16 protein-coding genes are annotated in these 15,132 nt (G+C 47.5%); 9 read left to right on the forward strand and 7 right to left on the reverse strand.

From position 1 onward, the window contains the following. Positions 1 to 28: 28 nt before the first annotated feature. The 5 genes from lpxB to apbC all read right to left on the reverse strand — a co-directional run bounded on the left by lpxB (position 29) and on the right by apbC (position 4,772). Positions 29 to 1,207 (reverse strand): lipid-A-disaccharide synthase, encoded by a 1,179-nt coding sequence (gene lpxB, locus EL216_RS06670; protein WP_085390019.1) that lies wholly within the window; start codon positions 1,205 to 1,207, stop codon positions 29 to 31. 240 nt (positions 1,208 to 1,447) lie between these two features. Further along, complete coding sequence (locus EL216_RS06675) at positions 1,448 to 2,038, reverse strand: hypothetical protein (RefSeq protein WP_085390018.1); 591 nt, start codon at positions 2,036 to 2,038, stop codon at positions 1,448 to 1,450. 71 nt (positions 2,039 to 2,109) lie between these two features. Next, a complete protein-coding gene (locus tag EL216_RS06680; RefSeq protein ID WP_085390017.1) occupies positions 2,110 to 2,766 on the reverse strand; it encodes a TIGR01621 family pseudouridine synthase in 657 nt (218 codons plus the stop codon). An 18-nt stretch (positions 2,767 to 2,784) separates the two neighbouring features. After that, positions 2,785 to 3,357: a TMEM165/GDT1 family protein gene (locus EL216_RS06685; protein ID WP_085390016.1), complete on the reverse strand. Its 573-nt coding sequence runs from the start codon at positions 3,355 to 3,357 to the stop codon at positions 2,785 to 2,787. 335 nt (positions 3,358 to 3,692) lie between these two features. Beyond that, positions 3,693 to 4,772 carry an iron-sulfur cluster carrier protein ApbC gene (apbC, locus tag EL216_RS06690; RefSeq protein WP_085390015.1) on the reverse strand — a complete coding sequence of 360 codons (1,080 nt, stop codon included), beginning with the start codon at positions 4,770 to 4,772 and terminating at the stop codon, positions 3,693 to 3,695. 198 nt (positions 4,773 to 4,970) lie between these two features. Between apbC and EL216_RS06695 the strand changes: the two genes are divergently transcribed. From EL216_RS06695 to EL216_RS06710, 4 genes are all read left to right on the forward strand, one after another. Continuing rightward, entirely contained in the window at positions 4,971 to 5,210 is a 240-nt protein-coding gene (locus EL216_RS06695) for a TM2 domain-containing protein (RefSeq protein WP_085390014.1), read from the forward strand. Between the two features lie 201 nt (positions 5,211 to 5,411). Then, positions 5,412 to 6,683, forward strand: a complete 1,272-nt coding sequence (locus EL216_RS06700) for an alpha/beta hydrolase-fold protein (RefSeq protein WP_085390013.1) — start codon at positions 5,412 to 5,414, stop codon at positions 6,681 to 6,683. Positions 6,684 to 6,950: 267 nt separating this feature from the next. After that, entirely contained in the window at positions 6,951 to 8,420 is a 1,470-nt protein-coding gene (pyk, locus tag EL216_RS06705) for a pyruvate kinase (protein WP_085390012.1), read from the forward strand. Between the two features lie 504 nt (positions 8,421 to 8,924). Then, positions 8,925 to 9,065 carry a PepSY domain-containing protein gene (locus EL216_RS06710; protein WP_232005285.1) on the forward strand — a complete coding sequence of 47 codons (141 nt, stop codon included), beginning with the start codon at positions 8,925 to 8,927 and terminating at the stop codon, positions 9,063 to 9,065. Between the two features lie 248 nt (positions 9,066 to 9,313). Here EL216_RS06710 and EL216_RS06715 read toward each other — a convergent pair whose 3' ends face one another. Further along, positions 9,314 to 10,330, reverse strand: coding sequence for a quinone-dependent dihydroorotate dehydrogenase (locus EL216_RS06715; RefSeq protein ID WP_085390010.1), 1,017 nt, complete (start codon positions 10,328 to 10,330; stop codon positions 9,314 to 9,316). 244 nt (positions 10,331 to 10,574) lie between these two features. On the opposite strand from EL216_RS06715, the gene EL216_RS06720 reads away from it, so the two are divergent. The 4 genes from EL216_RS06720 to EL216_RS06735 all read left to right on the forward strand — a co-directional run bounded on the left by EL216_RS06720 (position 10,575) and on the right by EL216_RS06735 (position 13,940). After that, positions 10,575 to 11,237, forward strand: a complete 663-nt coding sequence (locus EL216_RS06720) for a histidine phosphatase family protein (protein WP_085390009.1) — start codon at positions 10,575 to 10,577, stop codon at positions 11,235 to 11,237. Between the two features lie 474 nt (positions 11,238 to 11,711). After that, the gene (locus EL216_RS06725; RefSeq protein ID WP_085390008.1) at positions 11,712 to 12,986 is read left to right on the forward strand and encodes a YadA family autotransporter adhesin; all 1,275 of its coding nucleotides are present in this window, start codon (positions 11,712 to 11,714) and stop codon (positions 12,984 to 12,986) included. Positions 12,987 to 13,052: 66 nt separating this feature from the next. Next, on the forward strand, positions 13,053 to 13,514 hold the full coding sequence (locus tag EL216_RS06730; protein ID WP_085390007.1) for an outer membrane protein assembly factor BamE: 462 nt from the start codon (positions 13,053 to 13,055) through the stop codon (positions 13,512 to 13,514). A gap of 6 nt (positions 13,515 to 13,520) precedes the next feature. Next, complete coding sequence (locus EL216_RS06735) at positions 13,521 to 13,940, forward strand: L,D-transpeptidase (protein WP_085390006.1); 420 nt, start codon at positions 13,521 to 13,523, stop codon at positions 13,938 to 13,940. Positions 13,941 to 14,130: 190 nt separating this feature from the next. Here EL216_RS06735 and EL216_RS06740 read toward each other — a convergent pair whose 3' ends face one another. Beyond that, positions 14,131 to 14,289, reverse strand: coding sequence for a DUF1328 domain-containing protein (locus EL216_RS06740; RefSeq protein ID WP_085390005.1), 159 nt, complete (start codon positions 14,287 to 14,289; stop codon positions 14,131 to 14,133). A gap of 494 nt (positions 14,290 to 14,783) precedes the next feature. On the opposite strand from EL216_RS06740, the gene EL216_RS06745 reads away from it, so the two are divergent. Continuing rightward, positions 14,784 to 14,981 (forward strand): CsbD family protein, encoded by a 198-nt coding sequence (locus EL216_RS06745; protein ID WP_085390004.1) that lies wholly within the window; start codon positions 14,784 to 14,786, stop codon positions 14,979 to 14,981. Positions 14,982 to 15,132 lie beyond the last annotated feature (151 nt).

The raw sequence follows: 15,132 nt of genomic DNA on the forward strand, positions 1-15,132 counted from the left end.
TGTTATCGAGAGGCCGTCTGAAAATATTTTACTCCGCTATATGGACACCTGCTTCCGCCAGCACGGCCTTTGCCGCCAATGCCGCAGTATCTTTCTTCAACAGCAGATGCAGATTATGAAAATCTTTCTGCAATGCGGCTACGTCTTGCGGCGACTCATACCATTCGGCCACGGCAGCTGCAAGCCTTTGCGGCTTGGCATCATGTTGCAGCAGCTCCGGCACGGCTCCTTTGCCCAGCAGGATATTGGGCAAACCGACATGCGGCACTTTGATTTTGCGCTTCACATAAGCATAGGTCAATGGCGAAATTTTATAGCTGACAACCATCGGCCGTTTGCACAAAGCCACCTCCAGCGTAGCCGTGCCGCTGGTTACCAGCACCACATCGGCGGCGGTGCAGGCGAGGTCGGCATGGGCGGACATCAGCTGTATCGGCAAAGCTCTGAATTCGGGCTGGTCGAGAATCTGCAATAAGCGTAAACGGGTGGCGACGGTAGCGACGGGTAACAGAAAACGTGCGCTCGGATAACGCTGCAACAGCAGTTTGGCCGTACGAAAAAACAGCGGTGCCATATAGTCCACTTCGCTCACACGGCTGCCGGGCATCAAGCAGAACACGGTTTCCCACAAATCGATTTTCATTTGCCGGCGTGCGGCTTGCTGATCGGCATCCAGCGGCATAGTTTGCGCCATCGGATGCCCCACAAACTCGGCTTGTCCGCCGGCTTCGTGATACAGAGCGGGTTCCATCGGAAACAGGCACAACACGCGGTTTGTCTGGTGGACAATGGTGTTGACCCGCTCGCGCCGCCAAGCCCATACGGAAGGGCTGACGTAATGCACGGTGGGAATGCCGGCTTTTTTGAGTTTTTCCGCCACGCCGAGGTTGAAGTCGGGCGCGTCTATGCCCACAAACACATCGGGGCGGATGTTTTTCATGTCGCGCACCAGCCCTTTGCGGATGCCCAAAATTTCGGGTAACCGTTTCACCACTTCGGCAAAACCGCGCACGGCCAGTTTTTCTTGGTCGTACAGGCTTTCAAACCCACGGGCCAGCATACGCGGGCCGCCGATGCCGACAAAACGCGCCTGCGGGCAACGCTGTTTGACGGCATCCATCAAGTGCGCGCCGAGTAGGTCGCCCGATGCTTCGCCTACGCACAAGGCGATGGTAACGGGGCGGTGGTGTTGAGTAGGTGGGTTCATGAAATAAAGCGTGGTTTATGGCAGGTGATTATTGTATCGAAATATAAAGGATACGGCTGCGGTTATATTTTAGACGGCCGTCTGAAAACTATCGGGCAAACACAGCTACTCTCTATTCGGGTACTTAATGTTTTCCAACAATTGTTATTTACTTTATTTTGACGGTGTTTATTGCAAAACCTAACAAAACCGTCTGAAAACCTTTTTCAGACGGCCTGACAGTATTTACAGCAATCGGCATTAGCGTTTCATCTCGTTCTGAATCGCACGGATATTGGCCTGCCGGTCACGCACGGCTTGCTCCAAACGAATAATTTTTTCTTTTTCGCCTTTTTTACGCGCCACATTCAACTGGGCTTGGGTGCGCACCAATGCGGTTTGCTCATTGCGGATTTCGTTTTGCAGAATCTGCGTGCGGGAAAATTTCGGTTTGGCCGGTTCGGTAACTACCGGAGCCGGTACGCGCGGTTTGCGGGAGCCTTTTCTCGGTTGGTTGCGCAATTTGATTTCCACCGGCGTAGAAGCGGCATCAATCGTATTGGTTATGCCGCCGTTGCGCTGAGACGGCACAATTTTAATGTCGTCATAAGTACCGAACTGCTCCACTTCCCAAATCTGCTCGATTTGGTCGATGGGCTGCCTTTCTTCCAAAGCATCGGCAGGCCATGTATCGCTGATACCGTTCATCTGCGAGAGCCTGCAGTTTCTGCCGATTTTTTCGGTCGAAAACACGGCTCTGCCGCCGTCGTTACAAATATAAGTAGCAGCACGGGCAGGCAAAAAAACGGTGAAGCCGAAAACCATAATCAGGCAGTAAACAATCAGTTTCATTCAGACAATATTCAGGTGTTAATAAAAAAACATGGGCGGTAATTATAACCATACCGCCTGTAAAAATAAGTTCAAATGGTTAAACGGCAATTTTGCGGAACAAACTCTTCCCAATCCGGCACGGCTCGCAACCATACCTCATCTGGCGGTGCGGTAATGTCAAAGTGCGTACCGCCATAGTCGAATGAGAGGTTTGAAGCATGTAAAAACAACCGTTCGGCAGGCGTGCCGCCGTATAACGCGTCGCCCCAAATCGGGCTGCCCAAACTTTTCATCGCCACTCTTAATTGATGGGTTTTACCGGTATGCGGTTCCAACACAAACAGCCTCAGGTTGGGAGAAATACTGTGGCTGTAAAAACGGGTAACGGCGGGTTTTTCCATATTGCGGGTGAGTTTCCACGCCCCGCGCCGCGCCTTTTCCATGCCGCCTTTTACCCAGCCTTGTTTTTTCAACGGCTTGCGGTCGCTTAAAGCAATATAGGTTTTACGCATGGTTTTGGCGGCAAACTGTTGCGCCAACATGGAAGCAGCCTTCTCATTCAGAGCCAACAACAGTACGCCGCTGGTGGGTTTGTCCAAACGGTGCACCAACCATACGCGCGGCAAGTTGAGTTGCGTTGCCAGCATACTTGTGAGGCCGTCTGAACCGTCTCCGCCTTGTACACAAAGCCCTTGGGGCTTGTTCACGGCCACAAAATCATGATGTCGAAATAAAATGTCCAACATTTTTCAGACGGCCCCAACCTAACTTAATAAGATACCCTGCCCTATCACAGTAAGCATACCCAAAAAACAAAACAGCACGCATGCCGAAATACGCATGGCTTTGGCTGGAATTTTCTTCAACAGCATTTCACCCAGATAAAGCACCGGCACGTTAACCAGCAACATGCCCAACACACTGCCGCTCAACACCCAAAACATTTCTTGGTATTTTGCCGCTAGCAGCACTGTGGCGATTTGGGTTTTATCGCCGATTTCGGCCAAGAAAAACAGCGTCAATGCGGCACCGAATGCACCGTATTTCAACCAACGGCTGTCGGGATTGCCGCCTTTATCGGGTAAAAGCACCCATAAACCGATGACGATAAAGCTTACTCCCACGCCCCACTTCATCATGTCTGGCGAAATAAGATGCGCCAACCACACACCGATTACGGAGGAAATCAAATGGTTTAACAAAGTAGCGACAAACATACCGGCCACAATAGCGTTTTTTTGGGCAAACCGGGCGGCAAGAAACAAAGCGAGCAATTGGGTTTTATCGCCAATTTCGGCAATAGACACACCTATCGTTGAAGAAAATAAAGCTTCCATCTAGACATTCAAACCGTTATGGGCAGACTAAAAAAGCACGGCAGCCGCGCCCAAACGACGGCTAACGTGCCTTAAGTCTTGCCTGTCTCCGGCTTGCGCAGAAGATGCCGTTGCCATGCCCGCAGGCAATTATGTTGACAACAGCTCCGGCCTGCATGAAACAGGCCGAATGGCTACTCCCTTAAGAGCGAACGGGAATTATATCGTGAACTGTTTTGAAATTCTATGAAAAGGGCAATTTGCAAGTGTAAAACCGGCATTGGGCGGATCAAAATCAAACAATCGGAATCCGTTGGGAAAGGATTCCGATTGTGCATTATGCTGCGAGGGATATTTTATTCGACCACGATTTTCGGAAAGCGGCTGCTGAAATCTTTTCCTTTGTCTGCAACGGCTTGGGCAATCTGCCATGCAGCCCGAGCATAAATTTCGGCAACGGCCGGGTTACCCGCCTGCAACTGCTCCGCCGTGCCTTTATCCATGGCTTCGCGTACGGGCAGGCTCAAAGGCAGCTGGCCGAGCAGCGGCACGCCGAGTTTTTCCGCCAGATTTTTGCCGCCGTCACTGCCGAAAATAGCTTCGGCGTGGCCGCATTTCGAGCAGATATGTACCGACATGTTTTCCAACACACCGAAAATCGGGATATTCACTTTTTGGAACATATCCACCGCCTTGCGGGCATCAATCAGGGCAATATCTTGCGGCGTAGTAACCACTACCGAACCGGTAACGGGGATTTTCTGCGATAAGGTAAGCTGTATGTCGCCGGTGCCCGGAGGCAGATCAATAAAGAGGTAGTCCACATCGTCCCATTCACTTTGGAACAGCAACTGCTGCAAGGCTTGGCTCAACATCGGGCCGCGCCAGACAACGGCTTGGTCGGTATCCACCAAAAAACCGATAGACATTACCTGCACACCACTTTCGGCCGTAACGGGTATCAGCTTCTTATTTTTCTGATCGGGCTTACCGTCAGCCACGCCGAGCATGGTCGGCTGGCTGGGGCCGTAGAGGTCTGCGTCCAACACTCCTACACGTGCACCCATACGCGACATGGCCACTGCCAGATTGGCAGTGGTGGTCGATTTACCCACACCGCCTTTACCCGATGCAACGGCAATGATGTTTTTTACGCCTTTGATGGTGGAAACGCCGGGCTGCACTCTATGGGTGTCGATAAGCACGTCTATGCTCAGATGCACCGCCATATCGCCGGCAAGTCCGTTTAAAGCCGTCTGAATGCGTTGGCCCAGCTCTTGTCTGATGTGGCTGACGGGATAGCCGAACTGCAATCCGATATGCAGGCCGTCTGAATGTTCTTCTACTGATTTAACGGCTTTTTCACCGCCGAGCGTGCGGCTGCTTTGGGGAACAAACACCGCATCGAGTGCGGCTTGTATGGCTGAAATGTTCATAAAGCTGAATCTCTCAATCGTGTGTGGCGGTATTCTATAACAAAACGGAGGAGAGGCCGTCTGAAAAAACTGCCGCACCCACTTGAAAGCCGCATATCAACCTACGGTTTGCCTGTTTTTACTCAACGCCTACTTTAATTTAAGACGGCCAACGCCATTTAAAAAGCCGTAATATTTTCACATTCAAAAGGAAAACCCATGCAAGTACCCGTTTCTTATGCCGCGTCTTACCCGCACACTTGCAACAAAGCCCTGTATGTAGCGATGGCTCTGCTGTTCGGTACGTTCGGCGTACACAAATTCTGTGCCGGTCGGGTTGGGATGGGCATTCTGTATTTTCTGTTCAGCTGGACATTCATTCCCACTGTGGTGGGTATTATCGAAGGCGTTTTGGCTGCCTTCAAACCCACCGATTCTTTGGGAGCCATCGTGGTTTAGGACAATCAAAATGCCGTTTATCGGTTTCCTTTTCAAAGAGGCCGTCTGAAACATTTCAGACGGCCTCTTGCCATAAATAGCAACGCTTATTCATCTATACCGCCGCTCCGACTTTCTTTAAGGACAGTATTTTCACGAACGGTATATTATATCAATTGCATAAACCTTACTGTTATTCCTTTCCACCGAAAGCAGGAACCCATGAAAAAAATCATTACTGTTTTAGCCGCCGCAAGCTTAACTGCCTCACTATCGGCCTGCCAAAGCCTGCTGCCGTCGGCCGACAGCAACCGCCATATCCGCAATATCACCGCCGTAACCGAAGTATTCGGCGACGGCCAGAAAATCACCTCCGCCATCATACAATACGATACGCCCATCAACGGCGCTTCGTTGAGCACAAACGATTACAGCGTTTCGGGGCGCACCGTTACCCATGTTTATGCCAGCGACACCACCGAAACCGGACAACCTAAAAACAACGGTGAATATGTCGTTATCGAGCTTTCTCCCGCCGACGAAGATGCCGTGGCTTTCGGACGCGAAGGACGGGACATCATCCGCCGCAAGCCCGTATTGAACGTGATGCAGAAAGGCACGATCACCACCGTACACGGCCGTACTTTGGCAGCCGCCGACAATGCCGTCCGAAGCAGCCAAGTCATCAACCGTATTGTCGATGATTTCCGACAATACGGCTTTACCGATCCGCAGACCGGCATTACCGTCAAATACAACCTGTTTGTGCCGAAAAACTATAATCCGCAAAAAACCTACCCATTAGTGCTGTTCCTCCACGATGCAGGCGTAAACGGCAGCGACACGCAAACGGCTTTACGGCAGGGTTTGGGAGCTGTGGTATGGGCTTCTCCCGAAGAGCAGGAAAAACACTCCGCTTTCGTATTGGCACCGCAATTCGACTATTCCGTTGCCAACGTTCGGCACCAAACCGCCCTTATTCCTGCAGCTATTGCCAACCTGATTAAACATCTGGAAACCGAATACCGCATCAACCCCGCCCGACGTTACGTTACCGGCCAATCCGACGGCGCTACGCTGGCTATGGTGATGAACATCAAATATCCCGATTTGTTTGCCGCCTCTTACCTTGTGGCCGGAAAATGGGATGCCGCACCGGTTATACCGCCGCTTAATCACAAAATGTGGATTACCGTTGCCGAAAGCGATGAAAAAGCCCACCCGGGTATGAGTGCCGTTACCGCAAATTTGGAAAACCACGGTGCAAAAGTAGCCCGCGCGACATGGAGTGGTTTTGCCACCCCCGTCGAACTCAATGCTGCGGCCAAAGCCATGCACGCCCAAGATGCTGATATCCGCTACGTTGCTTTGCGACAAGGCGCACCCGCACCCGAAGGCCAGAATGGCGATTCCTACGCAAACCATATGAACACATGGCGCATTGCCTACGGTATTGCAAACATCCGTGATTGGCTGTTTGAACAATATAAATAACGGCGTTCCCAAGGTCGTCTGAAATATTACTACTCCATATTTCAGACGGCCTTTCTTATATAGAAACGGAAAATATTCCCTTTCTTTCAAAAAATTAATCCAAATATCATTGTTATCTTTCCCACAATACAAACACTGTCTTCTATAAAAATTATCTAAATGTTTAGCCTAAATCATAAAAACCTGTAATTTTCCAACATATAAAAACAATTCGAGTTACAATTCCGCAACAAACCCAATTCCAGTTCTAATGAAAGGACAATGTCGATGAGCACGCCAAAACGCGATTTAACCCGCATCAGACACAATACCAAAATTGTCGCCACACTCGGCCCCGGCAGTAATAATGTCCAACTGCTTGAAGATATGATCCGTATCGGCGGCCTGAATGTAGTACGCTTCAACTTCAGCCACGGCACCGCCGAATTCCATCAAGAAAACGCCCGTATCGTACGCGAAGCCTCCCAACGCGCCGGCCGCGAAGTGGCGATTATGGCCGACCTGCAAGGCCCGAAAATCCGCGTGGGCAAACTCGAAGGCGGCAGCATCGAACTGGAAGCGGGCGAAAAACTGCTTTTGGATGCCGCACTGGAAGGTGAAGGCAACCGCGAGCGCGTCGGCCTTGACTACCGCGATTTACCCAACGATGTGAAAGCGGGCGACATCCTACTGCTTGACGACGGCTTGCTGACCCTGATTGTCGACAGCGTCAACGGCAGCGAAATCCTGACCACTGTCCAAAACAGCCATGTACTGAAAAGCAATAAAGGCATCAACAAACAAGGCGGCGGCCTGTCTGCCGGCGCACTGACCGAAAAAGACTTCCGCGATCTGAAAACCGCCGTCGGTATCGGTTGCGATTATTTGGCCGTCAGTTTTGTAAAATCCGCCGAAGACATGAAAATTGCCCGTGAGTTGGTCGAGCAAGAAATGAAAGGCAGCGATGCCGTCCGCCCCGGTTTGGTGGCTAAAATCGAACGTGTGGAAGCCATTACCAATTTGGACGAAATCATTCTGGCTTCAGACGGCATCATGGTTGCCCGCGGTGATTTGGCGGTGGAAGTCGGCAATGCCGCCGTACCAGCCCTGCAAAAACGCATGATACGCCGCGCCCGCGAGCTGCGCCGTTTCAGCATCACCGCCACCCAAATGATGGAAAGCATGATTACCAATCCCGTGCCGACCCGCGCCGAAGTGAGCGACGTGGCCAATGCGGTACTTGACGGTACCGATGCGGTAATGTGCTCCGCCGAAACCGCCGTAGGTGCATATCCGTTTGAAACCGTGCGCCAAATGGCGATTATCTGCGCCGCCGCCGAAGCCGAACAAGACTCGCTCAACGGTGTCAGCGAAGAACACAATGAAGAAGCGGTCGGCATCAATCTAGCGATTGCCGGCGGTGCAGTCAATGTAGCCCGTGCCGTTAATGCAGAGGCGATTGTGGCCTTAACGGAGAGTGGTTCCACTGCCTTCGAAATCAGCCGCCACAGCATTCAACTGCCGATTTACGCGCTCACGCCAAGCATTTCCGCCCAACGCCGCATGGCCATGTATCGCGGCGTGCGCCCGCTGAGGCTCGCCACCAGCACCGATCACGATACTGCTTTGGACGAAGTGGAAGCCATGCTGGTCGAGCGCAAAGTGCTCTCCAGCGGTGATAAATACATCATTACCAGCGGTTCGCGTATGCGCGAAACCGGTTCGACCAATATGTTGCAAGTATTTGTTGTACGCTAATCTTTGGAAAAAGTAAAAGCAGACCGGTATCGGTCTGCTTTTTTCATTTGATCTTGCGGATTACTTTAGCCTCAGGCCGTCTGAAACACTTCGTCCGTTTTGGTATGGCAAATAAAATTATTTCTAATATAAGGCGGCAAGCCGCAGACAGTATAAGCAACGCGGAACCGATGCCGTACCACTTCGGCGGCTTATAAAACCGTTCCCTTCAAGCTAAGACGCTGCGAGTTAATTTTATTTGCCATAGCGGGCTAATTTTTAGCTAATGGTACCGACATACAATAAAACATCGGGACAGAGATTTCTTGTTTTAAATGGCTTAAAAAGGATACCGTTATGTTAAACCTGAATAAAACCATCGCCGTCCTGCTGGCTTCCGTTTTCGTAGTTGCCGCCCCGCCCGTCATGGCCGACGATGACTATTACCTGCATCAAAACCCGGGCAAATAGATTACCCATGATGCCGCAGCCAAAGCTGCGTTAAAAAAATTTCCCAATGCCTACATCAAAGAAGTTGATTTCGACATGAACCGTTACCGCGGCGCACATTACGATGTCGATTTGATTACCAAAGACGGCAGAGAATATGATGTCGTTATCGATGCCCGCAACGGCAAAATCTTGTCTTCGCGCATTGATTATTAATCCTATCTGCTTTACAACGGCTTGAATCCATAATTTTTCAAGCCGTTACTTTGGCAGACCCAAACAGCAACCCCATCATATTTTTCAGACGGCCTCCAACCTTTGTAAAAGCTCTATGAATGCAGGAGCAATGCAAGCACAGGCAAACCATAACAAGATTAAACGCTTGAACTTCAAACACACACAACTGCTATGCCCAAATCAGTTTGAACATAGCAGTCGCACGAATATCATTAAAAAAATATCCGTTATCCTTTTGCAGCACAGCAAGCGCGAATACACTCTTTCACCAGCTGAGGCCCGGTATATATCATGCCGCTATAAACCTGAACGGCCGCCGCGCCTAACTGCATCTTCTCGACCGCATCTTCGCCGCTCATAATGCCGCCCACTCCGATTACAGGCAGTTTACCTTCAAGGTGCTCGACCAAGAGTTTCAATACCCGGTTACTTTTCTCACGTACAGGCAGGCCGCTTAAACCGCCCTGTTCTCCTGCAAGCGTATGGTTGCCGAGTGCAGCTTTATCTATCGTCGTATTAGTGGCAACAATACCGTCCATTTCGGTTTGTAGCGCCACGTGTGCAATATCGGCAATTTGTGCTTCATCCAAATCCGGAGCGATTTTTACTGCCAACGGCACATAACGACGGTGAATGGCCGCAAGACGCGCTTGTTTGTTTTTCAACGCATAAAGCAGTGCACTCAATTCGTCGCTACCCTGCAACGCACGCAGATTTTTAGTGTTGGGGGAAGAAATATTTACCGTGATGTAGCCTGCATAAGCATAAGCTTTTTCCAAGCAGATCAGATAATCTTCCACCGCTTTCTCTATAGGGGTATCGGCATTTTTACCGATATTGATGCCGAGCACGCCGCTGTAACGGCTGTTTCGAATATTTTTAACCACAGCATCAATACCATGGTTATTAAACCCCATACGGTTAATAACTGCCTGATGCTCCGGTATACGGAACAAACGAGGCTGAGGATTACCGTGCTGAGGACGCGGTGTTACTGTGCCCACTTCGATAAAGCCGAACCCTAATGCAGCTAAGGCATCGATATATTCAGCGTTTTTATCCATACCGGCCGCCAATCCCACAGGGTTGGGCAAATCAAGCCCCATCAAATTTACGGGACAAGTTTGGTGGCTGACCTTGGGTAACAATCCGAGTTTATAGGCACTGTTTAAGCCTGAAAGCGCAAAATTATGGGCTTTTTCAGGATCAGTTTTAAATAAAAAAGGACGGAGAAAAGAATACATAGTGATTAAGCCGTTTTAGATTTTTTTGTGGATTACTATTTTACCTCAATGGTAAAAGTTAGGTGACAGTTAGCCTTGAGTTTGCGCTAAATCAAACATTACTGGCAACATTTTAACTCTTGGCAAAAACAACATCATATTACATCTATCACTTGAGTTAAAATTATTTCTTTGCATTTTTATCTTTTCAGACGGCCTCCATCGGTTTAAATTTACCCGACTTTCCGAATATCAGGACTTCTCTATGACCGTACAGCTTTATCTTGTCCGCCACAGCAAAACCGTATTCAACACCTTAGGTCGTCTTCAAGGTTGGAGTGATTCACCTCTCACCGCAGAAGGCAAGGAAGCTGCCGCACAACTCGGGCACGCTCTGAGCGGCAAGGTAGATTTTGATGCCGCCTTCAGCAGTACCAGCCCCCGTGCTGTCGAAACCGCCCGTATTATTTTGTCAGCCAAAGGACAGGAAAACCTGCCCTTAAATACTATCGAAGAGCTGCGTGAATATTGTTTCGGCGGTTTTGAAGGCGAATTTGCACGAAAAGTCCATGAAACCATTGCAGAACACCGAGGTTTGCCTGATGTAGACACCTGGTTGGAACAATACCGGCACGGAAGCTACAACATGTTGGCAGAAAGCGTTAGCGAGCTTGATCCTCTGGGTTTGGCAGAAACAGAAGAGGCATTTATCCGGCGTTTGAAACGAGGAATGGAAAAGATTTTATTTCATTCGCATAGAAATGAACGGGTACTTATGGTATCGCACGGCATGGCTATTAATACATTGCTGAAAAGTATAAATCCGACCGCCACACTTTACCAAAGTGTACAAAATACAACAGTTTTAAGGCTAGACTTTCATAATGGGAAATGGCATATTATATCTCTCAATATGCATTATTCATAATTAAACAAATTTAATATTACCATTCTAAGATTTGAGTATTTAACACAAAAAATACTTAGCCTACCTTTTTTTATTAATTTTTGCATGATTTTTATTTTCTATATTTAAAATATGTAAATTTTTATTTTCATATAGTTTGAAAAAAGTAAATAACAAAATTAAAAAATATAACTTGATTTACTATACCTATAAATTCACATTTCCCCAATTATCTAAAATGTCCCTTAATCCAACACTCCACCTGTTCAATTTTACTTTGGACAAAATTCTGTAAAGCTATATTATGTTGTTAATGCTGCACAAAACAGGCCGTGCTAAATAGGCCTTAATTTGTGGGAGCTGCTTTACCGGGTTCCAAATGTTTAATTAATTTACAACTGTATCAAGCATAACCTGCCCAACAGACTGCGGGAAATAGTTACGCAGCAGAAAGCAGAATTAAGGTTAGCTTTGATACTTGTTTGGGAGATAGTCATGAACCGCAAAAATAAAGTTGTTCAAAATAATTTAAAGCCTAATTTACTAGCCATTTCCGTTGCTGCAGGTTTGTTGGCCTTTGCTCCGTACACACAAGCTGCGACCGCTAGTTATGTAAGTATCAAAAGTAGTATTGCAGGCAATAAAGCCAGTGATGGCGCAACCGGTCTGAATGCCATTGCAATCGGAGCGAATTCCACTTCAACCGGTATCGGTTCTGTGTCTATTGGTGTCAACTCGTCAAATAATCCCAGTAAAGACGGCACTCCCGCAGACGCTTCAGTGAGTGTCGGTTCCAGCGCAAAAACTGAAGGGAAGGAAGCTACCGCAATAGGCCATCAAGCTAAAGCCGAAGGTAACGCTACAACCGCACTCGGCCGCCAATCACATGCAAAAGGCGGTCAAAGCACTGCTATAGGCACCAATGCGAAATCACTGGCAGAATCTGCCAATAGCTTCGGCGCGAATGCTACTGCTTCTGGTACCCATAGTACCGCGATAGGCAGCGGTGCCAAAGCCTCGGCCCACTCTTCTATCGCTTTCGGTACCCGAGCAGAAGCCAACGGTATTGCTTCCGTAGGTATCGGTGCAGGTGCTAAAGCAATCGGCTTGGGTTCCATTGCCCAAGGTAATAATGCTTCTGCCAGCGCATCTAATTCGATTGCCGTCGGTCGCGGTGCTAAAGCAACTGCCGCGAACAGTATTGCCAACGGAACCAGTGCACAAGCGAGCGGTGCCGACTCAGTAGCAATCGGTGTCGGTGCAAATGCCAAAGACAACTTCTCCGTTGCCTTGGGTAGTAACTCTGTTACGGCTCCAGTAGTTGGAACCAACAGTGCTACTGTGGGCGGTGTAAGTTACGGCGGTTTTGCCGGCAGCAATCCCATTGGTACAGTAAGTGTTGGTGCTCCTGGGCTCGAACGTACACTTACTAACGTAGCAGCCGGCCGCATTACTGCCGACAGTACAGATGCAATCAACGGTAGCCAGCTTTACAGTGTTCTTCAAAACCAAAACAACCGCATCGGCGATATAGATAAAGATCTTCGTGCCGGTATCGCCGGAGCCACTGCAATCAGCTTCCTGCAACGCCCCAACGAAGCAGGTAAAAGTCTGGTATCTGCCGCAGTTGGCGGTTATAAAAACCAACAAGCTTTGGCTATCGGTTATGCAACCAATTCTGACAACAATAAATGGTCAACTAAATTGGGTGTTGGTGTGAATACCCGCAAAGACCTTAACTGGGGTGGCAGCATAGGCTACCAGTGGTAAAAAACCGAATCAGGCCGTCTGAAAAGCGGACGGCCTCCTGAGATAAGATAAGAGAAAGGATTTTCCATGAAACTGTCTGCCCTGATTTTACCTTTGGCTGCTGCGTTGGCTTTAGCTGCATGCGGTAACTTAAGCAAAGTAAGCAAAGAAGGCACTACCGATAATCCGGTATGGCCGAACCCGGAAAAAACCACATTCCGCCACAGTGGTTCACAGCATGGTTCTTGGCCGAACTGGGACAATGTGCGCCAAATCGAAGCCGGTATGAATAAGGACCAAATTTACAACCTGATCGGCCGTCCTCATTTCAACGAAGGTCTGTATGGCGTTCGCGAATGGGATTACTTATTCAACTACCGTGAAAACGGCGAACACAAAACTTGCCAATACAAAATCCTATTTGACAAGAAAATGAATGCCCAAAGCTTCTTCTGGCTACCCGAAGGCTGCGGCCCGAAAGAAAAAGAACCTGTACGTGAAGTGATTATCCGTGAAGTGGAAACTTCTCCCAAACGTATCCGTCAATAATTTGTAATGAAAAAATTGGTAGTACTTACAATGCTGCTCGGCTTGAGTTCTATTATTCAAGCCGGCAGCATTCAGCATGTGAAAAAACGCAAAGCGGTTGTTTACACCGACAGAGCCGAAATCTGCCTTGAAGACAACCGCTGTCATCCCGTTTTAATCGGTAAAACCACTCCTAAAGGTACATTTGACTTAAATATTGTCAAAACCAACTGGCGTGGTTACGGTGGCGATGTGATGAAATTCAAAGAAGAAAACGATTTTATGTTTGCCGTTCACAGGGTGTGGACGCTCAAACCGGAAGAGCGCCGCTTGGAACGGATTGCTTCTTCAAACGTTAAAGACCGCATTATGACTAACGGCTGTATCAATGTTAACAATGATGTATACGAAAAACTGAAAGCTTATTTTGTTTTGGAAGTTCGTTGATTTTTTATGTTAACGATTTGAAATATATGGCTGTTCAGCTTAGCAACTCTCTGCCGTAAAACCAAATGATACTCCAGGATGCTTACAGCTTGAATAAATTAAGAGGCCGTCTGAAAATTTTTCAGACGGCCTCTTAGTCTACTGATCCATAACGAATAACAATAAAACTAAATTCACTTCATTATGCTTTTTATTTTTTACGGCCGAAAATTAACGATAACACTGCCAAAATCAAAAAGCCGATAAACAAAATCTTCGCAATACTCGCAGCACTACCTGCAATGCCGCCAAAACCTAATACACCGGCAACAATTGCAATGATAAAAAAGATTACAGAATAACGTAACATGGCTTTTCCTTTTTATTAAAAAATGGCTTACAGTACCTTTACTGCAAAATCCTCTAGTTTTTCTTTTATAAACAAGAGGATGTGGTTTATCTTAACATAGCATCCATACTTCACCAATTACATGTATTTTCACAACATTATGATTCGAAATAGTTTTTACATCTCGGGCAAAGTTTGTTAATGATAATCAAAAAAACAACTGGCAATCATTTGATTTATTGTTTCTCGCAAGTACAATTATTTTTTAAGCACCTAATTTAATTCATCTTTTATAAAAAATCTCATATGTTTATTATTAACATATGCCTGTTTTTTGTAAAAAAACACCAAAAAATAAAATCAATTTATTGATTTTTATAATAATTTCATATTAATTATGTTAAATCACTCCTTTTTTCCTTGAAAAACGCCCAAAGTATCTCTAATTCTTTTTTACGCACAATGCGTTATTTCAAATGATTGATATTTATAAACTTTAGAGAGGAATTGATAATATGAATTGGGATCAAATCGAAGGAAAATGGGAGCAATTTGTCGGAAAAGCCAAAGAAAAATGGGGCAAACTAACCGATGACGACTGGAAAGTTGCCGAAGGCAAACGCGACCAACTGGCCGGTAAAATCCAAGAGCGTTACGGATATACCAAAGAGCAGGCCGAAAAAGAGCTTGATGATTGGTTGAACAACAATTAATTGTTCTATATGCAAATTATTTAAACAACCCAAGCCCGCACTGACGGGCTTTTTTATTTCTTTCGAAACCGTTTTTTAAACAAAGGCTGTCTGAAACAGACAGCCTTATCCTTTATAATCCACCCATCTATAACCTTTTCAGACGGCCTCA

This window comes from Neisseria animaloris (assembly GCF_900637855.1).
Lineage (GTDB): Bacteria > Pseudomonadota > Gammaproteobacteria > Burkholderiales > Neisseriaceae > Neisseria > Neisseria animaloris.